The organism is Pseudomonas sp. DCB_AW, from assembly GCF_026240895.1.
GTDB classification, from domain to species: Bacteria; Pseudomonadota; Gammaproteobacteria; order Pseudomonadales; family Pseudomonadaceae; genus Aquipseudomonas; species Aquipseudomonas kermanshahensis.
The window spans coordinates 1-21,908 of the sequence record NZ_JAPFCE010000015.1; the positions used below are offsets into that span (position 1 = coordinate 1).

The 21,908-nt window shown below is 64.0% G+C and carries 15 protein-coding genes and 1 pseudogene; 4 read left to right on the forward strand and 12 right to left on the reverse strand.

Annotation, left to right across the window (positions count from 1 at the left end; genetic code table 11):
- Positions 1–127: pseudogene (locus tag OO306_RS11475) on the forward strand (alpha/beta hydrolase-fold protein); the annotation flags it as partial.
- Between the two features lie 19 nt (positions 128–146).
- On the opposite strand, the gene OO306_RS11480 reads toward OO306_RS11475, so the two are convergent.
- From OO306_RS11480 to OO306_RS11490, 3 genes are all read right to left on the reverse strand, one after another.
- Complete coding sequence (locus OO306_RS11480) at positions 147–908, reverse strand: siderophore-interacting protein (RefSeq protein WP_265968723.1); 762 nt, start codon at positions 906–908, stop codon at positions 147–149.
- Positions 901–1,446, reverse strand: coding sequence for a PadR family transcriptional regulator (locus OO306_RS11485; protein WP_027594168.1), 546 nt, complete (start codon positions 1,444–1,446; stop codon positions 901–903). Before OO306_RS11485 ends, OO306_RS11480 begins: the two co-directional genes overlap by 8 nt.
- Positions 1,447–1,533: 87 nt before the next feature.
- Entirely contained in the window at positions 1,534–4,671 is a 3,138-nt protein-coding gene (locus OO306_RS11490) for a transglycosylase domain-containing protein (RefSeq protein ID WP_099430279.1), read from the reverse strand.
- A 418-nt stretch (positions 4,672–5,089) separates the two neighbouring features.
- Here OO306_RS11490 and OO306_RS11495 point away from each other — a divergent pair, with 418 nt between their 5' ends.
- Positions 5,090–6,508 carry an amino acid permease gene (locus tag OO306_RS11495; RefSeq protein WP_099455156.1) on the forward strand — a complete coding sequence of 473 codons (1,419 nt, stop codon included), beginning with the start codon at positions 5,090–5,092 and terminating at the stop codon, positions 6,506–6,508.
- 38 nt (positions 6,509–6,546) lie between these two features.
- Here the strand turns inward: OO306_RS11495 and OO306_RS11500 are convergent, their stop codons facing one another.
- Together OO306_RS11500 and OO306_RS11505 are read right to left on the reverse strand one after the other, a co-directional pair.
- On the reverse strand, positions 6,547–8,166 hold the full coding sequence (locus OO306_RS11500; protein ID WP_027594171.1) for an FMN-binding glutamate synthase family protein: 1,620 nt from the start codon (positions 8,164–8,166) through the stop codon (positions 6,547–6,549).
- Positions 8,167–8,276: 110 nt separating this feature from the next.
- Positions 8,277–12,557, reverse strand: a complete 4,281-nt coding sequence (locus tag OO306_RS11505) for a DEAD/DEAH box helicase (RefSeq protein ID WP_265968726.1) — start codon at positions 12,555–12,557, stop codon at positions 8,277–8,279.
- 127 nt (positions 12,558–12,684) lie between these two features.
- Here OO306_RS11505 and OO306_RS11510 point away from each other — a divergent pair, with 127 nt between their 5' ends.
- Positions 12,685–13,098, forward strand: a complete 414-nt coding sequence (locus tag OO306_RS11510; protein WP_085273566.1) for an NUDIX domain-containing protein — start codon at positions 12,685–12,687, stop codon at positions 13,096–13,098.
- Here the strand turns inward: OO306_RS11510 and metR are convergent.
- Positions 13,082–13,999, reverse strand: coding sequence for a transcriptional regulator MetR (metR, locus tag OO306_RS11515; RefSeq protein WP_027594174.1), 918 nt, complete (start codon positions 13,997–13,999; stop codon positions 13,082–13,084). The genes OO306_RS11510 and metR overlap by 17 nt on opposite strands.
- 196 nt (positions 14,000–14,195) lie before the next feature.
- On the opposite strand from metR, the gene OO306_RS11520 reads away from it, so the two are divergent.
- Positions 14,196–15,191 carry an alpha/beta fold hydrolase gene (locus OO306_RS11520; RefSeq protein WP_085273565.1) on the forward strand — a complete coding sequence of 332 codons (996 nt, stop codon included), beginning with the start codon at positions 14,196–14,198 and terminating at the stop codon, positions 15,189–15,191.
- A gap of 115 nt (positions 15,192–15,306) precedes the next feature.
- Here OO306_RS11520 and OO306_RS11525 read toward each other — a convergent pair whose 3' ends face one another.
- The 6 genes from OO306_RS11525 to OO306_RS11550 form a co-directional block, all read right to left on the reverse strand.
- Complete coding sequence (locus OO306_RS11525) at positions 15,307–16,635, reverse strand: sigma-54 dependent transcriptional regulator (protein WP_085273564.1); 1,329 nt, start codon at positions 16,633–16,635, stop codon at positions 15,307–15,309.
- Complete coding sequence (locus OO306_RS11530) at positions 16,632–18,536, reverse strand: ATP-binding protein (protein WP_085273563.1); 1,905 nt, start codon at positions 18,534–18,536, stop codon at positions 16,632–16,634. Before OO306_RS11530 ends, OO306_RS11525 begins: the two co-directional genes overlap by 4 nt.
- A gap of 67 nt (positions 18,537–18,603) precedes the next feature.
- Entirely contained in the window at positions 18,604–19,338 is a 735-nt protein-coding gene (locus OO306_RS11535) for an amino acid ABC transporter ATP-binding protein (RefSeq protein WP_027594178.1), read from the reverse strand.
- Positions 19,335–20,006, reverse strand: coding sequence for an amino acid ABC transporter permease (locus OO306_RS11540; protein ID WP_265968731.1), 672 nt, complete (start codon positions 20,004–20,006; stop codon positions 19,335–19,337). The genes OO306_RS11535 and OO306_RS11540 overlap by 4 nt, the downstream gene beginning before the upstream one ends.
- Complete coding sequence (locus OO306_RS11545) at positions 20,007–20,753, reverse strand: amino acid ABC transporter permease (RefSeq protein WP_265968733.1); 747 nt, start codon at positions 20,751–20,753, stop codon at positions 20,007–20,009.
- 142 nt (positions 20,754–20,895) lie between these two features.
- A complete protein-coding gene (locus OO306_RS11550; protein WP_265968735.1) occupies positions 20,896–21,813 on the reverse strand; it encodes a glutamate/aspartate ABC transporter substrate-binding protein in 918 nt (305 codons plus the stop codon).
- Between the last annotated feature and the right edge of the window lie 95 nt (positions 21,814–21,908).

The window sequence follows — 21,908 nt, forward strand, 5'->3', positions numbered from 1 at the left end:
CATGGTGTTCGCGGTGTATCTGCCTCCTCAGGCCGAACAGGGGGCCAAGCTGCCGGTGCTTTACTGGCTGAGCGGCCTGACCTGCACCGACGAGAACTTCATGCAGAAGGCCGGCGCCCAGCGCCTGCGTTACGCGAGAGCGGCGCTTACTCGTCGTCCGCAGTACCGTCCGCCCGCCAGTAGGCCGCTGCCTTCAAGGCATCGTCCGGCACGCCTTTTTCCAGCAGCAACGCCTTGGCCTGGCGGGTCAGGGCTTTCTCCAGCGCCACCCAACCGTACAGCCTGCCTTGTGGCAAGGTCAGGTTCTTCAGCAGGGCGAGCAGGTCCTCTTCCTGGCGCCGGACCCAGATCACATCCACCTGTGCCTTGCTTGGCAGCGGCTGGCGTTCCTGTTCGTCTTCGATCTGGATTACCGCCAGCACGTGCCGGCCCGCGGGCAGTTCTTCAAGGCGGCGGCCGATAGCGGGGATTGCCGTCTCGTCACCGATCAGCAGGTAGCTGTCGAAGATATCCGGTACCACCATCGAGGCCCGTGGGCCGGCGATGTTCAGGTGTTGGCCTGGCGCAGCCTGGGCGGCCCAGGTGGAGGCAGGGCCATCACCGTGAAGGACGAAGTCGATGTCCAGTTCGTTGGCCTCCAGGTCGATGCGCCGTGGCGTGTATTCGCGCATGGTGGGCCGTGCGCCGCCGTCGCGGCCCAGGTTACGGGCGTCGATGGCTTGCTGTTGCGCCGGCGTTTCGGCAAACAGCAGCTTTACATGATCGTCGGTACCGACGCTGGTAAAGCCCGCCAGTTCCGCGCCGCCCAGGGTGATACGGCGCATGCGTGGGGTCAGGTCGGTGACGCGCAGCACGTCAAGGCGGCGCTGGCGGATTTCGTGGTTGACGCGGTGAATGGTGTCACTCATGGGTGTTCTCCGTAACGGCATCGTCCGGCCCGGAGGCAATGGCCTTGGCCGTGTTGTTAAGCAGGTCGCGGACCCGTTCGATTTCTTCCGGTGTCCAGCGCCCGCTGTGCATGTGCAGCGCATGGCGCAGGTTGCCGACCGCTTCGTGGATCTCGGGTGGGCGGTCGTGCCCGCGCAGGGCGCGTTTGCTGACTTCGATGCGCATGCGCACGCCGTCGAGGGCAACCGCCTGCTCGGCCAGGGCGGTGCGGCCGGCATCGGTGATGGCGTACAGGCGTTTGCTGCCCTGGACCTGGCCGCTGATCAGCTCGGCCTCTTCAAGGAAGTTGAGGGTCGGGTAGATGACGCCGGGGCTTGGGCTGTAGCTGCCGTCGAACAGGTTCTCGATCTGGCGGATCAAGTCATAACCGTGGCCAGGTTGCTCAGCCAGCAGGGCCAGCATCAGCAGCTTGAGGTCGCCGGGGGCGAAGACGCGAGGGCCGCGTTCGCCGCGGCCGGGGCGGCGCTCGAAAGGATCGTGGGGTGCAGGGTCGCGCATCAACATGGGCTCCGTCTTGTGCGATATATCTTAAGATATTACTCAAGATATATCTAAAGACAAGCCCTGAATGCCAATGATTATCATCTAAATGTTAGATGAGTCGCTCCCGTGCATCGCAACCTGCGGCGCTTTGCATTCATTCGGGTTGCCCGGCTGCAGGTACGGCATGAGGATCGGCGCCATGCCCTTTAGCACTTGCACGGGCAATGCCGAGGTGAATTTGAACGCTTCGGCCGAGCGCCCCGGCACGAATGCGGTCAATGTGCCGAAGTGGTTATCGCCCAGGAAGAACACGAAGGTGGCGGTGCGGTTCAGCGAACGCGAGCCGATCAAGCGGCCCCCGGCACCGAAGCTTTCGATGCGGTTGTCGCCGGTACCGGTCTTGCCGCCCATCACCAGCGGTGTACCGTCCTGCAGCTTGAAGCTGCCGGAAATACGCCGTGCCGTCCCCGCGTCGACCACTTGCGACATGGCGCCTTTGAGGGCCCGCGCAACCTCCACCGGGAGGATCCGCTGGCCGCGGTCGGGGTCACTCACCAACTTGGTCTCGTAGGGGGTGTTGGCGGCGAAGTGCAGGGTGTCGATGCGCAAGGTCGGCAGGCGCACGCCGTCGTTCTGAATGATGCCGACCAGTTCGGAAAGGGCGGCCGGGCGGTCACCCGAGCTGCCGATGGCGGTGGCCAGCGACGGTACCAGGTGGTCGAACGGATAGCCCACGCGCTTCCAGCGCTGGTGGATGTCGAGGAACGCTTCGATCTCGACCATGGTGCGGATACGGCTGTCGCGTGCACCCTGATGGCGGCTCTTGAACAGCCAGCCATACACCTCCTGGCGTTCGAAGCGGCTGGCATTGACCATTTCGGTCAGCGTCGAGCTTGGGTGCTTGAGCAGGTAACCGAGCAGCCACAGGTCCAGCGGGTGGACCTTGGCGATGTAGCCCTGGTCGGGCAAGTCGTACTTGCCCGGGCCGTAGGCGTCGTACATTTCCGACAGGCGACCGTCGGTGAGTTTGCCCAGGGCAATCTTGTCGTCCTTGCTGTGCGCGCGTACGAAGGCGTTGAAGGTTTCCTGGCCGGCTTCGGGGAACAGGTAGCGGTGCACCGCCGCCAGGCGCTGCGGGGTCACGCGCATGCTGTCGAGGAAGGTGTCCAGGCGTTGTTGCGAGGTTTTGCGCTGGTACTTCTTCCAGAAGCGCATCAGGTAGTTGGTACCCTCCTTGTCGGCGAAACGGGCCAGGTATTCCTGGCGGCGGGGGTCGGCGTCATCCTTGAGCAGCGGTACCCGATTGAATGGCTGCTGATAGGTGACGTAGCGCACCAGGTCGCGCATCAGGCGGATGAACGGCAGGTTGATCGATTCGCGCAGGGCGATCTTCAGCGTTGGGTTGCGGCTGTTGTCTTCCTTGCGGAAGTTGTTGAACACGTGCATGCCACCCCCGGTGAAGAAGGCCTCACCGGTGTTGGCCGAATACTTGCGTTCCAGGGCGGCGTCGAGCATGGCATCGAGGTTCTGGTCCTTGCTGTTCTGCATCAGCCATTCCAGTGACCACTGGGTGATGCGGTCCAGTTCGGCCACCTCGACCTTCTTCAGTTCGGCAGCGGGCTTGCCGGCATACTTGTCGTGCAGCTCGGCGATGATTTCCAGGTAGGTGGTGAGCACCCGCAGCTTGGCTGTCGAGCCCAATTCCAGCTTGCTGCCTTCGTTGATGTCGAACGGCTGGTCGGTGCTGTCGGTCTGCACCCGCACCCTGGATCCATCGGCGGTGCGCTCGAACAGCGTGAAGCTGTAGCGCACCTGGTCGGTGGTCTTGGTGGTCAGCAGGCGCTCGCCGATCAGCCCGATCTGCGCCGCGAACTCAGGGTCCGAGAGGTTCTTCAGGTACTGGCTGACCTGCATCTGCAGGTCAGCCTGCAGGGTGCTGGTGGCCGACAGGTCGAGGCGGTCGAGGTCGTACAGCGGGCGGTTGAGCATGGCCGCCAAGCGGTTGCGGGCCAGGCTGATGCCCTTGTTGGTGATGATCGGCACGATGGTCGGTTGTGCCACCCAGTCGCGATACACCGCCTTGCTGGCCAGCGCCGCATCGGCCAGCGGCTGGTCGATGACCTTGTTGGCGGCGAGCACGCGGACATGGGAATCGGTGAGCTCGGCCAGTTCGACCCGGCCTTTGGACAGGTAATGCGAGGGGCGACGCTGGGCGATCATCAGCGACAGCACCTGGCGCAGCGCAAGGCCACGCGCCGCGAGGCTTTCGGGGTCGCTGGCGGTCGACAGCAGGGCCTGGTTGACCTGGTCGAAATCGGCGCCGTACCACACCCGCAAGCCTTCAGCCATGCCATGCACTTCACCGTGGCCGGGCACCGCCGAGAGCGGCACGCTATTGAGGTAGTCGCGCACGATGCGCTGCCGGGCCTCGGTGGTGTCCGGGCCGCCCTGGTAGGCACGCACGCTGGCGGACACCATCTGGCGGATCTTCTCAGCGCCGGACACGGTCAGGCCATCCGGCGAGTGGCGGTACTTCTCCAGCTGCGTCGCCAGGGTACTGCCACCGGCCGACTGGCCGGGCAAGGCAAAGTACTTGGCCACCTGGCTGTAGGCGGCCTTGGCGAAGCGCGGCCAGTCGACGGCCGGGTTGTTGCGCGGGTCGGTGGTGTCGAGCAGGTCGCGGTTTTCGATGAACAACAGGCTGTTGACCATCACCGGCGGGATCGCTGCAAAGTCCGGGTACAGGTGTTGCGGGTAGTTGTACTGGTACAGCGTGTCGCCACGGCAGTCGGTAATCGACAGGCCAGCCTGAATTTTCTCGATATAGGGGGCGAACAGGCCGTGATCGACGTAGTCCATCAACGCGGGCGAGAACTGCACCTGTTCACTGATCAGGTAGTCGCGTTTGAGCAGCCGCGGCAGGAATTCGCCCAGCGCGCTGTAGCCCAGGCGTTTGTCGAACGGGCCTTCACCGGGGTAGACGATGGCATCGCTGGGGCCTGGCTGCAGCGAGTAGGTCAGGGTGGTGGCGAGCTTGCTGAACTCCCGCGATTGCAGGTTGGAGGTGCGGAATTCGTCATAGGCGGCAAAGCCCAGGGCGATGAGGGCCACCAGCAGGATCAAAATGATCAGCCGCCACCAGAGCCGACGCTGACGTGGGGACTTTGCAGGTGGCGTCTCGGCCGGAGGGGTTGCGGGTGCTTCCGTTCTGGTTGGTTCCGATTGCCACAGTGCGCCCATAGTCTTCAATCCGGCCAGGTATTTTCGTCTTGCTTGTCTGAAGCTTAGACGTTGACCGGGTTGGGTGAAAAATTTGTAGGAAGGCGAGAAAAGTGACGTAGGGATATGCGGCTTTGGTGTGGGTTTCGGGGCCAGGTGATGTTGATAAGGTGTCGCCCTGAATCTGCGGCGTGTAACAGCCTCAGAACCCTATCAGCAGTGGAATAGACCCGAGATTTCTCGCCAAATTTCCCCGTTTATACAGTGAAAATCCCTACAGGTAGCTTCCTATACTGCTCGCCCCTTCGACCTGCCGGACGCTCTACTCCGGCACACGGGCCGGCCCACAAGGCCAGCCCGGCCAATCAACGCCCCGCCTATCGGCGCGGCAGTTGCGGCACGAAGGTCAAATCCAATAACAAAATGAGGTTGTATTGCTATGCCAGTCGGCAACCACCCTGCCCATGCCGAGACCGCACAAGGCGGCCCTCTCAAGCGTGAACTGGGCGAACGGCACATCCGTCTTATGGCGCTGGGAGCCTGTATCGGTGTCGGTCTCTTCCTCGGTTCGGCCAAAGCCATCGAAATGGCCGGCCCTGCCATCATGCTTTCCTACATCATCGGTGGCCTGGCCATCCTGGTCATCATGCGCGCCCTCGGTGAGATGGCCGTGCACAACCCCGTTGCCGGCTCGTTCAGCCGCTACGCCCAGGACTACCTTGGCCCATTGGCCGGTTTCCTCACCGGCTGGAACTACTGGTTCCTGTGGCTGGTGACCTGCGTGGCGGAAATCACCGCAGTGGCCATCTACATGGGCATCTGGTTCCCCGACGTACCCCGCTGGATCTGGGCCTTGGCGGCGCTGGGCAGCATGGGCGCGGTCAACCTGATTGCGGTCAAGGCATTCGGTGAGTTCGAGTTCTGGTTCGCCCTGATCAAGATCGTCACCATCATCGCCATGGTCCTGGGGGGCATCGGCATCATTGCCTTCGGCTTGGGCAACGACGGCGTGGCAGTGGGTATTTCCAACCTGTGGAGCAATGGCGGCTTCATGCCCAACGGCGTGACCGGTGTGCTGATGTCGCTGCAGATGGTGATGTTTGCCTACCTGGGCGTGGAAATGATCGGCCTGACCGCCGGCGAAGCGCGCAACCCGCAAAAAACCATCCCGCAGGCCATCGGTTCGGTGTTCTGGCGCATCCTGCTGTTCTACGTGGGGGCGCTGTTCGTGATCCTGTCGATCTACCCGTGGAACGAGATCGGCAGCCAGGGCAGCCCGTTCGTGATGACCTTCGAGCGCCTCGGCATCAAGACTGCGGCCGGCATCATCAACTTCGTGGTCATCACGGCGGCGCTGTCGTCGTGCAACGGCGGCATCTTCAGCACTGGGCGCATGCTCTACAGCCTGGCGCAAAATGGCCAGGCCCCGGCGACCTTTGCCCGCACCTCGAAAAACGGTGTGCCGCGCAATGCGTTGCTGCTGTCGATTGGCGCACTGCTGCTGGGCGTGCTGGCCAACTACCTGGTGCCGGAGAAAGTCTTCGTCTGGGTGACCTCGATCGCCACCTTCGGCGCGATCTGGACCTGGGTGATGATCCTGCTGGCGCAGCTCAAATTCCGCGCCGGGCTGTCGACTGCCGAGCGCAAGGCGTTGAAATACCGCATGTGGCTGTGGCCGCTGAGCTCCTACCTGGCACTGGCTTTCCTGGTGCTGGTGGTGGGGCTGATGGCGTATTTCGAGGATACCCGCGTGGCGCTGTACATCGGGCCGGCGTTCCTGGTCTTGCTGACCGCCTTGTACTACACCTTCCGCCTGGCGCCGAAGGAGGCGCAAGGGGTAGCGAGCACCGCATCCTGATGTGAACTGGCTGGGGCCGCAGAGCGGCCCCTGCCATGTCAGGCTGCCACCTCACTGTTCGGCTCGAAGCTGTCCGCCCTGGCCAGCTGCCACATCCGCGAATAAAACTGCCCATTCACCTCGCCGGTCAGCAACTCGCCCGGCTTGAGGAATACGTGCATCTGCGAGAACAGCTTGATCTCCGTGGCCGATACGCGCCGTACCAGGTGCTTGGCCTCCAGTTGCGCGGGGTGGTCCAGGCCGGCCGCTGCCAGCATTTCGGCCAGGGCGCGCAGGGTGTTGTGGTGGAAGTTCAGCACCCGTTGGGCTTTGTCCGGCACCACCAGCGCACGCTGGCGCAACGGGTCTTGCGTGGCCACGCCAGTCGGGCACTTGTTGGTGTGGCAGCTTTGCGACTGGATGCAGCCAATAGCAAACATGAAGCCGCGCGCCGAGTTGGCCCAGTCGGCGCCGATGGCCAGCACGCTGGCGATATCGAACGCGCTGACGATCTTGCCGCTGGCGCCAAGCTTGATCTTGTCGCGCAGGTTCAGGCCCACCAGCGTGTTGTGCACGAACAGCAGGCCTTCGCGCAGCGGTACGCCGATGTGGTCGGTGAACTCTACCGGCGCAGCACCGGTGCCGCCTTCCTTGCCGTCGACGACGATGAAGTCGGGCAGGATGCCGGTTTCCAGCATGGCCTTGGCGATGCCCATGAACTCCCACGGGTGGCCCAGGCAGAACTTGAAGCCCACCGGCTTGCCGTCCGACAGCTCACGCAGTTGGGCGATGAACTGCATCATTTCTATCGGGGTGGAGAAGGCGCTGTGGCGTGACGGCGAAATGCAGTCCTCGCCCATGAGCACGCCGCGGGTTTCGGCAATCTCCTGGGTCACTTTGTGCTTGGGCAGGATGCCGCCGTGGCCTGGCTTGGCGCCCTGGCTCATCTTGATCTCGATCATGCGTACCTGCGGGCTGCGTGCCTGGGCGGCGAAGCGCTCGGGGTCGAAGCGCCCGTCAGGCGTGCGGCAGCCAAAGTAGCCGCTGCCCAGCTCCCAGACCAGGTCGCCACCGTGTTCCCGGTGGTAAGGGCTGATGCTGCCTTCGCCGGTATCGTGGTGGAAGTTGCCCAGCTTGGCGCCCTGGTTAAGGGCGCGGATGGCGTTGGCGCTGAGTGAGCCGAAGCTCATGGCGGAAATGTTGAAGATCGACGCCGAATACGGCTGCCGGCACTGCGGCCCGCCGACGATGACGCGGAAGCTCGCCGGGTCGGTCAGCGGTGCCGGGCGCATGGAGTGGCCGATGAATTCGAAGCCGGACTCATACACGTCGATCAGGGTACCGAAGGGTTTGTCCGAGGCTTCGTTCTTGGCCCGTGCGTAGACCAGCGAGCGTTGCGCGCGGGAGAAGGGCAGGGCGTCGCTGTCGGCTTCGAGCAGGTACTGGCGGATCTCTGGGCGAATGCCCTCGACCAGGTAACGGATGTTGCCGAGGATCGGGTAATTGCGGCGTACGGCGTGGCGTTGCTGCAGCAAGTCGAACACACCGATCAGGCTGAGCACGGCAGTGGTCAGGGTGAACGGCCACAACCACTCATGGTGGGTGAACGGCAGGCTCGCCAGGGTGAACAATACACAGGCGGCGAAGAAGGCGTAGCGGCTGAGAAGTGACAGGCTCATACGGGGTCCTTGCGATGGCGCGGTCAGGCTCAGGGCCTGGGGCAAACCCCGACCATAGCCCGGTTGGGCGATGCTGAAAATGAAAATCGGGGTATCGAAAATCATTCGCTTCAGCGTGCATCGCTCAACAACCTGCGGCGCCAGGTGTCCTGTTCCTCCACCGAGGCCTCGATGAGGAACTGGTAACGCCCGGCGACTCGCACCGCCACCGGCACGCCATCGCGGTACAGCAAGCGGTTACCGCTCACCGCGGGTAGTTTCGCCCCTGGCAGCAATGACCCGACCACATTGAGCGGGTCGCTGGCGCTGACCATCACCAGTGCGCCCTCCGGCTCACGCCGGCGCACTTGCCGCAACAGGCCCACAGCCTCTGGCAAGGCGAACTGCTCACCGGCCAGCCCAGCAATGAAGCGCCCACCCCGGATTTCGCCGCGGGCCTCCAGGCGGTGATAGCAACGCAGCAATTCGCGCCAGGGCGGCAATACATCACTTTCCCGCTCCAGCAGCCGCCAGCAGATCACCCCATAGCGGCGCAAGAGGGCGCGGGCGATGTGCTCCAGACGCTGGCTTTCGCCTATTGCAGCAGTGCCCCTGCGCAACAGCGCCCAGCGGCCGGCGTGGGCCATGCTGGTGGAGAGGGGGGCATGGCCGCGCCTGCTGGTGCGCGAGGTGCGTTTTGCCGCTGGCGTGATCAGGCTGCGCAGCCCGGTAAAGCTGTCGGCACCCACCAGGCCGAAGCCCACCAGCGCCTGCAATGCGGTTTCCAGTTCGCTGGGCAGCAGGTGGGCTTCCTGCGTCAGTTCATCGAAGAACAACGCCCCATGCGCCTGCAACACATCATGCACGCGTTGCGCCCGCGGGCCGAGCTCGTCTACTGCCGGTACGGGCGCCAGGCTGCGCCAGAGGCCCAGGTGTTCGCGCGGCAGCAGCACCAGCGGTGTACTGGCCAAGGTCGTGCTGGCCACCGTGGTCGCCAGCCGGCTCCAGGCAAACTGCCCGTTGCGGCAGGTGTCGTCGAGCCAGTGCGGGTTGTAGTCGTGGATGCGTGCCGGCAGCAGCTCCGCCTCCCAGGCGCCGGCCGCAGCGGGGTAGCCCTGCAACTGTGTCAGCACTTCAGCCACGGCCTGTGGCCCGCGCAGGCGCTCGTCTGCGGCCAGGTGCTGCCAGTCGAACAGAAAGCGCATGAAGTCTTGCAGGCTGACCGGTTCGATCTCCCGGCGCAGGCGTTTGACCGTGTAGCGGTGGATGCGCGCCAGCAAGTGCCGTTCGCACCACTGCAGCTGTTGTTCCGCAGGCCTGAAATAGCCGCGCAACACGTAGCCCTCGGCTTCCAGGCGGGCCAGGGCCTGTTCGATGTCTGGCTGCGGCTTGCCTAGCGGGGTAGCGATCTGCGCCATGGTTTGCGGGCCGTGGCCACTTAAGCGGGCACGCAGCAGTTCGCTTAGCGCATTGTCAGCCTCGATGGCTTGCTCGAAGCCTGGCAGCACGTTTAGCGCAGGTTCGGTGGCTGAACCTGGATACACACGTTGCAGCAGGCTCAGGCGTTCACGCGCCAGCCACAGCTGTTGACCCGGCAGGCGCAAGGCGCGCCCCGCTTTGGTCAGTTGCCGAAGCAGTAAATCCCAATGGGCGTTGGCCTGCACTTCATGGGCAGTGATGGCCCCCAGGCTCATCAACGCTTCGTGCATCTCGTCGGCGTTAGCCGCTTGCGGCCAGGCCTCGCTCTCTACGGCGGCGATGGCATCGGTGTCCAGCGCGCCCAGGTCATCCGCGCTGTGCAGTTCGTTCCAGCGCCGGTTGAGCACGGCCTGGGTGCGTCGCTCTTCCAGGGGCGCATCGTCAAGAAAGGCGTAGGGCCTGGCGTTGAGGATGGCCGAGGCCAGTGGCGACGGGGCCGGCAGGTCACGGCTGAGCAAGCGCACCTCACCGCCTTCGATGCGGCGCAGCAAGGCCAGCCAGCCTTCGCTGTCCATGGCTTCGTGCAGGCAGTCGTCGAGGGTCTGCTCGACCAGCGGATGATCCGGAATCTGCCGTTCGCCGGCGATGTTTTCCAGGCAGGCGATCTGGTCGGGGAACACCGAAGCGATCAGGTCCTCGCTTTTCATCCGCTGGAGCTGCGGGGCCACCTTGCGCCCACCGACGAAGCGCGGCAAGGCCATGGCCACGGCAGCGTTCCAGCGCCAGCGCACGCCGAACAAGGGCGCATCGAGCAGGGCCTGGATGAGGAGCTGTTCGGCGCTGCGGCTGGACAGGTAGCGCCACACCTCGTCCAGCGCAAAACTGTGGCTGGTGGACAGCGACAGGACGATGGCATCTTCGCTGGCCGCTGCCTGCAGCTCGAAATTGAAGGTGCGGCAAAAGCGTTTGCGCAGGGCCAGGCCCCAGGCACGGTTGATGCGGCTGCCATAGGGCGAGTGGATGATCAGCTGGGTACCGCCGGACTCATCGAAGAAGCGCTCCATGATCAGCGTCTGTTGCGAGGGCAGGGCGCCCAGCACGTCGCGGGTGCGCCCCAGGTAATCGAGCAACTGGCTGGCGCTGTCTTCGCCCAGTTCGAAGGTGCGCTGCAGCCAGGCCAGCACGGCGGTACTGTCGGCGCCGGGCAACCCCAGTCGCTCATCGATGCGTGCCTGCAGCCGAGCGACCGCGGCGGACAATTCGTCACTGCGCCCCGGTGCTTCGCCCAGCCAGAAGGGGATGGTCGGCGGCAGGCCATGGGCGTCTTCTACCCGCACCCGGCCCGATTCGACGCGCAGAATCCGGTAGGAGGCGTTGCCCAACTGGAAAATATCGCCGGCAATGCTTTCCACGGCGAAGTCTTCATTGACGCTGCCAATGTTCAGCGCCTGCGGCTCGAGTAGCACGGCGTAGTCGGCGGTTTCGGGGATAGTCCCGCCACTGGTCAGCGCAGTCAGTTGGCTGCCGCGGCGGCCGCGCAAGGTGCCGCTGACCGCGTCGCGGTGCAGGTAGGCGCTACGGATGCCCTGGCGGCCGTTATAGCCTTCGGCGAGCATGCGCAGCAGCGCCTGGTAATGGTTGACGTCGAGTTCGGCGTAAGGCGTTGCCTGGCGCAGGCAGTCGAACAGCGCTTGTTCCTGCCAGGGCTGATTACTGGTTTCGGCGACAATCTGCTGGGCCAGCACGTCGAGGGGCGCAGTGGGAATGTGCAGTTGGTCGAGCTCCCCGTGGCGCACGCAGTCCAGCAGGGCGATGCATTCGATCAAGTCGTCGCGCGAAGTGGGGAACAGGCGCCCTTTGGGGATGCCCTCGACCTGGTGCCCGGAGCGCCCGACGCGTTGCAAGAAGGCCGCGATCGAGCCCGGTGAGGCGATCTGGCAGACCAGGTCGACATCGCCGATGTCGATGCCCAACTCCAGTGACGCCGTGGCCACCAGCACCTGCAACTGGCCGGTTTTCAGGCGCTGTTCCGCATCCAGGCGCAGTTCCTTGGCCAGGCTGCCGTGGTGCGCGGCCACCGCGTCCTTGCCCAGGCGATCGCTGAGGTGGCGGGTCAGGCGTTCGGCCAGGCGCCGGGTGTTGACGAACACCAGCGTGGTGCGGTGCTCGCGGGCGAGGGCTGCCAGGCGGTCGTAGACCAGGTTCCACACGTCCGTGGCCATGACCGCGCCCAAGGGCACGGGCGGCACCTCGAGGGCCAGGTCGCGCTGGCGGGCGTGGCCAATGTCGACGATCGCGCAAGGGCGCTGATGGCCGACCAGAAATTGCGCCACGCGCTCCACCGGCCGCTGGGTGGCCGACAGGCCAATGCGACGCAACGGCCGCCCCGTCAGCGCCTGCAGGCGCTCCAGGGTCAGTGCCAAGTGCGCCCCCCGTTTGTTGCCGGCCAGGGCATGGATCTCATCGACGATCACTGTGTGCACGCTGGCAAGGCCCGCGCGGCCCGAGGCCGAGCCCATCAGCACATAGAGTGATTCCGGCGTGGTCACCAGGATATGCGGGGCCAGCTTGCGCATGGCTGCGCGTTCTTTTTGCGGTGTATCGCCGGTGCGCACTGCGGTGCTGATGCGGGGCGGCTTGAGGCCCTGGTCTTCCAGCGCCTGGCTGATGCCTTCGAGCGGTGCTTGCAGGTTCAGGCGAATATCGTTGGACAGCGCCTTGAGCGGCGAGACATACACCACTTGGGTGCACGCGGGCAGTTCGCCGCCGTGTTCGAGGCCTTGGCAGAACAGTTCGTCGAGCACGGCCAGAAAGGCGCTCAAGGTCTTGCCGGAGCCGGTCGGTGCGGCCAGCAGCATCGACTGGCCGCCGTGAATCAATGGCCAGGCACGCGCCTGGGCGTCGGTGACCGTGGCGAAATGGCGACGGAACCAGGTGCCGACGGCGGGGTGGAACAGCGCCAGCACCGGGTGCTGTTGGGCGGGTAGGTTCATGTGTTGGTTATGGCGGGTGGGCGGCGGGTTGGCAAGGGGCCGTTCGTCTGTGAGGGCAGGCTGCACCGACCTTGTCAGGCGATGAACCCCATGGGATCCTCTCAGGCTTTTCCAGCGAGCCCATCCCATGCCCAACACCCTTCGCATCGCCGCCGCCCTGCTGATCGACCCCCAGGGCCGCACCTTGCTGGTGCGCAAGCGCGGCACCGTGGCCTTCATGCAGCCCGGCGGCAAGATCGATGCGGGTGAGTCGCCGGTAGAGGCGCTGGTGCGTGAGCTGCATGAGGAGCTGGGCCTGCGCATCGACCCCGCCCAGGCCGTCCACCTCGGCCAGTTCAGCGCGCCGGCTGCCAACGAGCCAGGCTACCAGGTGCAAGCCGAACTGTTTCGCGTCGACAGCGCCGAAGCCGTGACCCCGGCGGCGGAAATCGAAGAAGTGGTGTGGCTGGCGGCGGACCAGGCGCCTGCGTTTGAGCTGGCGCCGCTGACCCGCGACCTGATCCTGCCGTTGTACCGCCAGGCCGTCAGCGTACCGCGCTGACCCCATCGAGGGTGGCGAACGAAGTGTCCTTGGCGGTCAGCAGAAAATCGCGCATGTACGGCGCATCGAGCATGTCGGTGCGTACCGCCGCATAAAGCGTGGCGAACAGGCCCTTTTCGCCCAGGCGCTTGCCTTTCACGTAGCCCCGCGAGCTGTACTCGTGCAGTGCCCAGTGCGGCATGCCGCACACGCCACGGCCGCTGGCGACCAATTGCATCATCATCACCGTCAGCTCCGAGGTACGCACGGCGGCTGGCTCGATGTCGGCTGGCTCCAGGAAGCGGGTGAAGATATCCAGGCGATCGCGTTCCACCGGGTAGGTGATCAGGGTCTGGTCGAGCAGGTCTTGCGGCACCATGTAAGGCTTGCTGGCCAGCGGGTGCTGGTTGGCCACGGCGAGCATGGCTTCATAGGTGAACAGCGGCACATAGGTGATACCGGCCAGGTCCAGCGGGTCGGAAGTGACCACCAGGTCCAGGTCGCCACGGGCCAGCGCGGGCAGGGGAGCGAAGGCAAAACCCGAGGCCAGGTCCAGCTCGACTTCCGGCCAGGCATCGCGGAACTGGTCGATGGTCGGCATCAGCCATTGGAAGCAGCTGTGGCATTCGATGGCCATGTGCAAGCGCCCGGCGGTGCCACCGGCCAAGCGCGCGATGTCACGCTCGGCGCCGCGCAGCAGCGGCAGCGTGGCATCTGCCAGTTGCAGCAAGCGCAGGCCGGCACTGGTGAAGCGGATCGGTTTGCTCTTGCGCACGAACAGCGGCAAGCCCAGGCGCTCTTCCAGCTCTTTGAACTGGTGCGACAGCGCCGACTGCGTCAGGTGCAGGCGTTCGGCGGCCTCTACCAGGCTGTCGGCCTCGCGCAGGGCATGAAGGGTTTTCAGGTGGCGGATCTCCAGCACTGCTGACTCCGAGGGTTGAATGCCAAAGGGAAGGAATTGAGTTGAGTTTCGCTCATGTTGCCCAGGCTGTCGACTGGACCGTTGGCCACACCACTCAGCGGGGGTCATCAAACTGTCACTGAACTGTGGCAGCGCGCCCGACAGAAATTCATCAAACTCGCGCTCTACTGGGGATCTGCATTCTGGTGTTTCTTTCATGCGGGCTTTGCTGCTGTTTCTCTTCTTTCTTTTCAGCGTGCCGGCGAGCTTCGCCGACCAACGCTGTGACACGCAGGTAGCGGTACAACGGGCTGAACTGGGTGATTTGAGCCTGGTTTACCAAAGCGTCGGTGCGCCGCGAGACCCTGCATTGCTGCTGGTCATGGGCCTGGGCGGGCAACTGATCCATTGGCCGGACGACGTGGTCGAGGCTCTGTGCCGCCAGGGTTTTCGGGTCATACGCTACGACAACCGCGATGTCGGCCTGTCGCGCTGGAACCAACTGCCACCCTCGGCCAACCTGACGGTCGAGCTGCTGCGCTACAAGCTCGGCCTGCCGGTTTCCGCCCCCTATACGCTCACCGACATGGCGGGGGATGGGCTGCGCTTGATGGATTCATTGGGCATACGCCAGTTTCATGTGCTGGGTGTCAGCATGGGCGGGATGATTGCCCAGCACCTGGCGGCAATGGCGCCGGAGCGGGTCCGTAGCCTGACGCTGGTGATGTCCAGCTCAGGCGCCGCAGGGCTGCCGGCGCCGGACCCTGCCCTGGTGCAGCTGTTGGCCCGGCGCAGTGCGCCCAACCGTGAGGTAGCGATCGAGCAGCAGGCTGACTTGCTGGCGGCACTGGGCAGCCCGCAGGTGCGTGATGATCGGGCCGCCTTGTTGCAGCAGGCAGCGGTGGCCTATGACCGGGCATTCAACCCGGATGGTGCCAAGCGCCAGATCATGGCGATCCTGGCCGAACCGAGCCGCGTGGCGTTGCTCAACCAGCTGCGCGTGCCGACGCTGGTGGTGCATGGCACGGCCGACCCGTTGTTGCCGGTGATGCATGGGGTGCACTTGGCGGCGCATATCCAGGGCAGCCAGCTGCGCTTGATACCGGGGCTGGCGCACCGTTTTCAGGAGCCGTTCAAGGCGCCGTTGCTGGGGGCGGTGCTGCCTTACCTGCAATCGCATCGGCAGGATGTGACGCATATTGCGGGTCTGTGAGATTGGCATTGGCTGCTTCGCGGGCAAGCCCGCTCCCACCGGTTCCCCACCACCCTCGGGGGCGGCGCTAATCCTGTAGGAGCGGGCTTGCCCGCGAAGCAGGCGCCGCCGATTTTTAGCCCAGCCCGTACTTTTTCACTTTGTCGAACAGCGTGGTCTTGGCCATGCCCAGCTCCTGGCTGGCCTGGCTGAGGTTGCCGCCGGTGCGTTGCAAGGCATCGCTGAGCAGGTTGCGTTCAAAGGCCTCCACCGCCTCGGAAAAGCCCAGGCCCTGGCTGGCGCCGCCACTCGGGCCTTTCTTGAAGGCCGGTAAGCCCAAGGCATGACGCTCGGCAACGTTGCGCAGTTCTCGCACGTTGCCCGGCCAGTCATGGGCCATCAACCGCGACAAGGTCTGGCTGTCCAGTGTCGGTGCTTCACGGTCGAAGCGCAGGGCCGATTGCTGCAGGAAGTGTTCGAACAATTGCAGGATGTCTTCGCGGCGTTCACGCAGGGGGGGGAGCTCCAGCGTCACCACGTTCAGCCGGTAGTACAGGTCACTGCGAAACTGCCCGTTCTGCCCCATGGCATCGAGGTCGGACTTGGTCGCGGCGATTACCCGGCAATCCACCGCGATGCTCTGGTTCGAGCCCAGCCGCTCCAGTGTGCGCTCCTGCAACACCCGCAGCAGTTTGATCTGCAGGTTGATCGGCATGCTCTCGACCTCGTCGAGGAACAGCGTGCCGCCATTGGCGTGTTCGATTTTGCCGATTCGGCGTTTACCTGCGCCGGTAAAGGCGTTGGCTTCGTGGCCGAAAATTTCGCTCTCGAACAGGTTTTCGGGCAGGCCGCCGCAGTTCAGCGCCACGAAGGGTTGGCCCTGGCGGCGGCTGAAATCGTGGAGGCAGCGGGCGACCAGTTCTTTGCCGGTGCCGGTCTCGCCTTCGATCAGCACGTTGGCCGAGGTGTCGGCGACGTTGGCGATCAGTTCACGCAGGTGCTCCATGGCCGGCGAGCGGCCAATGATGCGGCCCTCCAGGCTGCTCTGTTCGGCCAGCTGGCGGCGCAAGGCAACCACCTCGCGGGACAGGCCGCGCTGTTCGAGGGCGCGGCGCACCACGTCGACCAGGCGCTCGGGGGAGAAGGGCTTCTCCATGAAATCGTAGGCGCCGTTGCGCATGGCGCCGACCGCCATGTCGATATCGCCATGGCCGGTGATCAGCACCACCGGCAGGCTGCGGTCGCGGGCCTTGAGGCGGTTGAGCAGCTCAAGGCCATCGATGCCGGGCAGGCGAATGTCGCTGACGACGATGCCGGCAAAGTCGTCGCCGATGCGTTCCAGGGCCTGTTCGGCGCTGCCGACCCCTTCGCAGGCGATGTCTTCCAGGGCCAATGCCTGCTGGCAGCCGAGCAGCACATGCGGGTCGTCTTCGACAATCAGGACGGTGAGAGGCGCTTGGTTCATGGGTGCTCTGCCGATTCGCTAGGGGGGGATACCAGGGGCAGGACAAGCACGAAGGCCGTCCCGCCACTGACAGGATGCTCGACGTTCAGGCTGCCTTTGGCGGCGGCGGCAAGGCTCGCCGACAAGGTCAGGCCCAGGCCCAGGCCATGTTCGCCCGGTTTGGTGGTGAAGAAGGGTTCGAACAGATGCTTGCGTGCCTCGGCGTCGATGCCATGGCCGTTGTCGCGCACCCGCAGGCGATACTTGTCACCCTGCAGTTCGCCTTCGAGCCACAGCTCTGGCAGGGGCTGGGTGGCCATGGCGTCGATGGCGTTGCCGATCAGGTTGACCAGGATCTGCTCCAGGCGGGTCTGGTCGATGGCCAGTTGATGGTCTTCGAACTGGTTGTGCAATTGCAAGTGGCAGCCACTGATGCGGTTGGCCAGTACCTGCAGGGTGGCGTCCACCGCCTTGGCCAGCGAGGCCTGGCCACCGTCGTCGCCACGGCGGGCGAATGAACGCAGGCTGGCGGTGATTCGGCCCATGCGGTCGATCAGGTCGTTCATGGTACGCAGGTTGGTGCTGGCCGTTTCCAGCGCGCCGCGTTCGAGGAAGCGTACGGTGTTGCCGGACAACGTGCGCAGCGCGGCCAAGGGCTGGTTGAGTTCGTGGGCGATGCTGGTCGACATCTGCCCGATGGCAGCCAGCTTGCCCGCCTGCACCAGCTCATCCTGGGCATGGCGCAGGGTTTGCTCAGCATGCCGGCGCTCGCGGATCTGCCCCTTCAGCCGCTCATTGCTGGCACGCAAGTCGGCGGTGCGTTCGGTGATGCGGCGTTCGAGTTGGCTGTTGGCTTCCTGCAGCGCCTCACGGGCGGCCAGGCGGGTGGCGATGACCTTGCGGCGTTCGTTCCAGGCGATGCCCAGGATGGCTAGCAGGGCGAATGCCACCCCGACCAGGATGCCTTGCACCATCGATTCTCGGCGCAGGTCTTGCAACGGGGTCAGCAGGGTGAAATGCCACGGGGTGTCGACCAGGCGACGGGTCTGGGCCAGGTAGGCCACTTCATGGGCCTTGCCTTGTGCTGTTTCGCTGTTGGCCGGGAAGGTCAGCTTTTCAACACCATCGGCGAGGGTTTCCCGCGCCAGAGGTTGCAGCTCGTTCAGCGGCCACCAGTAATACTGCAGGCTGCGCGCCAGGCGTTCCTTGATTTGCGGGGTCAGCGGGCGCACCGACTTCAAGCGCCGGGCCGGGTCACTGGACAGAATGATGATGCCGTTCTCATCGCTGACGAACGCTTCCAGGCGGGCGCGCTGCCAACGTTCTTCGAGGGTGTCCAGGCGTACCTTGATCACCGCAACGCCTATGATCTTGCCGTGTTCTTCCAGGCCATGGGCCAGGTAGTAGCCGGCCTCGCCGGTGGTGCTGCCGATGCCATAAAAGCGCCCGGGTTCGCCGCGCACGGCAGTCTGGAAGTAGGCCCTGAATGACAGGTCTTCACCCAGAAACGAATCGGCATCGCGCCAGTTGCTGGTGGCCTGCACCCGGCCGTTGGTGTCGAGCACGAAGATTGCCCGGCTGCGGCTGCGCCGGTTCAGGCCTTCGAGGTATTCGTTGACCGCCTGGCGGGAGCCGCCATCGGGCTCGGTGAGCAGGTGCGAGACGCTGTCTTCAAGCTCCAGCAGGCTAGGCAGGTAGGTGTATTTGCTGATCTCGCTCTCGACCGTGCGCGCGTGCAGCTCCAGCTGACGCTCGCCGTTTTCGCTCAGGCTGCGGATGCCATTGCTCTCGCTGACCAGGTAACCGGCCATGCCGAGGCCGACCATCAGCAGGATGACCAGGGGGGGTAACAGCAATTGACGAATCAGGCGGGAATTCACGGCAGGTCTGGCAGGGAGAAGAAGCGAAGGATCGCATTTCATCACAGTGGCCTTGTCACGACCAGCGTCCGCTGCCCGATGGGGGCGGGCAGCGGAGGCTGAGGCCGGCTTAGTGTTGCAGGATCTTGCTGAGGAAGTGCTGGGTGCGTTGGTCGCGGGCGTTCTGGTCGCCGAAGAACTCTTCTTTGGTGCAGTCTTCGATGATGCTGCCTTTGTCCATGAAGATGACCCGGTTGGCGACCTTGCGGGCAAAGCCCATCTCGTGGGTCACGCACATCATGGTCATGCCCTCGTTGGCCAGCTGAACCATCACATCGAGCACTTCACTGACCATTTCCGGGTCCAGTGCCGAGGTGGGTTCGTCGAACAGCATGACGATCGGGTCCATGGCCAGGGCGCGGGCGATCGCCACCCGTTGCTGTTGGCCGCCGGAAAGCTGGCCGGGGTGTTTCTTGGCATGCGCGCTGAGGCCGACGCGATCGAGCAGGGCCAGGCCTTTCTTGGAGGCTTCTGCCTCGCTGCGGCCGAGCACCTTGCGCTGGGCGATGGTCAGGTTTTCGGTGATGGTCAGGTGCGGGAACAGCTCGAAGTGCTGGAACACCATGCCCACCCGCGAGCGCAGTTTCGGCAGGTTGGTCTTCGGGTCGGCAATCGAGGTGCCATCGACCACGATGTCGCCCTTCTGGAACGGCTCCAGCGCGTTGACGCACTTGATCAGGGTGGACTTGCCCGAGCCCGACGGCCCGCACACTACTACCACTTCACCCTTCTTGACGTCGGTGCTGCAGTCGGTCAGTACCTGGAAGTCGCCGTACCACTTGTTGACGTTCTTGATGGAAATCATACGGTGATCCTTTTTTGCAGGCGCTTGACCAGCCACGAAGCGGAGAAGCTGATGATGAAGTAGACGACCCCGGCGAAGATCAGGAACTCATGAGAGCGCCCGATGATGTCGCCGTTGGAGCGTGCCGAGTTGAGGAAGTCGACCAGGCCCACGGTGTACACCAGCGAGGTGTCCTGGAACAGGATGATACTTTGCTGCAGCAGCAAAGGGGTCATCTTGCGGAAGGCCTGGGGCAGGATGATCAGGCGCATGGTCTGGGCGTAGTTCATGCCCAGCGCTTGCGCGGCGCCCATCTGGCCCTTGGAGATCGACTGTACACCGGCACGGACGATTTCGCAGAAGTAGGCCGCTTCGAACATCATGAACGCGACCACGCAGGAGGTGAACGCACCGACGGGTGTGTCTTCGCCGGTGATCCAGCGCAGCACGAACGGCACCGCCAGGTAGAACCAGGTGATCACCAGCAGCAGCGGGATCGAGCGGAAGTAGTTGACGTAAGCGCCCGCCAGCCGCGACAGCAGCTTGCTCGATGACAGGCGCATCAGCGCCAGGAGGGTGCCGAGTGCGATACCGCCGACCACGCCCATGACCATCAGTTGCAGGGTCATGATCATGCCTTCCCAGAGGGCGGGCAGGGCGGGGATGATTTCGCTGAAATCCATGTCCATTTACTTGCCTCCCACGGAAATCAGGCCAGGTACTGCGACTTTCTTCTCGACCAGGCGCATGAGCAGCATCAGGCCCATGTTCAGGGTGAAGTAAATCAGCGTGGCCAGGGTGAACGCCTCGAACAGGTTGGCGGAGAACTCTGCGGTCTGCTTGGTTTGTGCCAGCAGCTCCATCAGGCCGATCAGCGAGGCCACCGAGGAGTTCTTGAACACGTTGAGGAACTCTGACGTGAGCGGCGGAATGATGATCCGGTAGGCTTGCGGCAGCAGCACGTTGGTGTAGATCTGCGGCAGGCTGAAGCCCATGGCGCGGGCTGCGGATTCCTGGCCGCGGGGGAGCGCCTGGATGCCGGTGCGCACTTGTTCGCAGACACGGGCCGCAGTGAACAGGCCCAGGCACACAACCACGCTGATCAGCGCCGAGGTGGTCGGGTTGAGGTCCTGCTTGAACCATTCCTGCAGGCCTTCGGGCAGCAGGTCCGGTATCAGGAAGTACCAGATGAACAGCTGCACCAGCAGCGGCACGTTGCGGAACAGTTCCACATAGGCAGTGGCGATGCCCGATACCAGGCGGTTCGGCACAGTACGCATGACGCCAAGGACAGACCCCAGCAGCAGCGCGATGATCCAGGCGGTGATGGCGATGGCGATGGTCCAGCCCAGGCCGGTGATGTACCAGTCCAGATAGGTTTCGCTGCCCACGCCGGTGGACTTGAAGAACACGCCCCAGTCCCAGTTGTAATTCATCGGGATTTCCCCTCAGACGGTTGTTTCACGGGCACCTTCGAACATCCGGGGGCGCTTGGCGCCCTCGGATGAAAGGTTAGACACTAATGAGTGGCCTGCAGAATTGATTCGTGCGCATGCGCACCAGGCCACTATCTGAGGATCAGGACTTCTTCTCGTCCGCCGCTTTGTCGGTCGGCTCGGCGATCAGTTTTTTCAGCTCGTCGCTCATCTGGAACTGCAGGTTCAGGCCCTTTGGCGGGATTGGCTGCATGAACCACTTGTCGTAGCTCTTGTTGACTTCGCCCGACTTGAAGTAAGCCACGATGGCCTCGTCGACCGCTTTCTTGAACGCAGCGTCTTCCTTGCGCACCATGCAGCCGTAGATTTCGTACGACTGAGGGGTACCGGTGATAACCCAGTCGGACGGTTTGCGAGCCTTGGCCATTTCACCGGCCAGCAGGGCGTCGTCCATCATGAAGGCCACGGCGCGGCCGCCTTCGAGCATGTTGAAGGCTTCACCGTGGTCCTTGGCGGAAATCACGTTCATCTTCATTTGCTTGTCGGCGTTCATCGCCTTGAGGATGCGCTCGGAGGTGGTGCCGGCGGTGGTCACCACGTTTTTGCCAGCCAGGTCCGGGAAGTCTTTATAGGAAGGCTGACCGTCCTTGACCTTGGTCAGCAGGCGGGTGCCGACTTCGAAGATGCCGACCGAGAAACCGACTTGCTGCTGGCGCTCGACGTTGTTGGTGGTGGAGCCGCACTCCAGGTCGACGGTGCCGTTTTGCACCAGCGGGATGCGGGTCTGGGAGGTGACGAGGTTGTATTTGACCTTGATGTCGGTGCCCAGTTGTTTTTTCAGGGCCTCGACCACGGCCAGCTGGATGTCGTGGGAGTAGCCCACGGGTTCCGGCTTGCCTGCCAGGTAGGAAAATGGAATGGAGGAGTCGCGGTGGCCCAATGTGATGGTGCCCGAGTCCTTGATCTTCTTCAGGGTGCCGGTCAGCTCCTCGGCCATGGCCGGCGAAGCGATGACTGCAGCCGCGATAGCGGCGCCCAGCAATTGACGAACGATACGCATCAAATTTTCCTCGACATGTTTGTTTTTTTTATGGAGCCGTTGGCGGACTCTTTCGTTCAACGAATACAACATGAAGCGGGTGCATTCGGCTAAAG

Excerpts from the sequence above, each read along its gene's own strand:
- OO306_RS11485 (WP_027594168.1), bottom strand. The coding sequence starts at position 1,446 with ATGCGCGACCCTGCACCCCACGATCCTTTCGAGCGCCGCCCCGGCCGC.
- OO306_RS11505 (WP_265968726.1), bottom strand. The coding sequence starts at position 12,557 with ATGAACCTACCCGCCCAACAGCACCCGGTGCTGGCGCTGTTCCACCCC.
- OO306_RS11500 (WP_027594171.1), bottom strand. The coding sequence starts at position 8,166 with ATGAGCCTGTCACTTCTCAGCCGCTACGCCTTCTTCGCCGCCTGTGTA.
- OO306_RS11520 (WP_085273565.1), top strand. The coding sequence starts at position 14,196 with ATGCGGGCTTTGCTGCTGTTTCTCTTCTTTCTTTTCAGCGTGCCGGCG.
- OO306_RS11535 (WP_027594178.1), bottom strand. The coding sequence starts at position 19,338 with ATGATTTCCATCAAGAACGTCAACAAGTGGTACGGCGACTTCCAGGTA.
- OO306_RS11525 (WP_085273564.1), bottom strand. The coding sequence starts at position 16,635 with ATGAACCAAGCGCCTCTCACCGTCCTGATTGTCGAAGACGACCCGCAT.
- OO306_RS11490 (WP_099430279.1), bottom strand. The coding sequence starts at position 4,671 with ATGGGCGCACTGTGGCAATCGGAACCAACCAGAACGGAAGCACCCGCA.
- OO306_RS11510 (WP_085273566.1), top strand. The coding sequence starts at position 12,685 with ATGCCCAACACCCTTCGCATCGCCGCCGCCCTGCTGATCGACCCCCAG.
- OO306_RS11550 (WP_265968735.1), bottom strand. The coding sequence starts at position 21,813 with ATGCGTATCGTTCGTCAATTGCTGGGCGCCGCTATCGCGGCTGCAGTC.
- OO306_RS11480 (WP_265968723.1), bottom strand. The coding sequence starts at position 908 with ATGAGTGACACCATTCACCGCGTCAACCACGAAATCCGCCAGCGCCGC.
- OO306_RS11545 (WP_265968733.1), bottom strand. The coding sequence starts at position 20,753 with ATGAATTACAACTGGGACTGGGGCGTGTTCTTCAAGTCCACCGGCGTG.
- OO306_RS11540 (WP_265968731.1), bottom strand. The coding sequence starts at position 20,006 with ATGGACATGGATTTCAGCGAAATCATCCCCGCCCTGCCCGCCCTCTGG.
- OO306_RS11495 (WP_099455156.1), top strand. The coding sequence starts at position 5,090 with ATGCCAGTCGGCAACCACCCTGCCCATGCCGAGACCGCACAAGGCGGC.
- OO306_RS11530 (WP_085273563.1), bottom strand. The coding sequence starts at position 18,536 with ATGAAATGCGATCCTTCGCTTCTTCTCCCTGCCAGACCTGCCGTGAAT.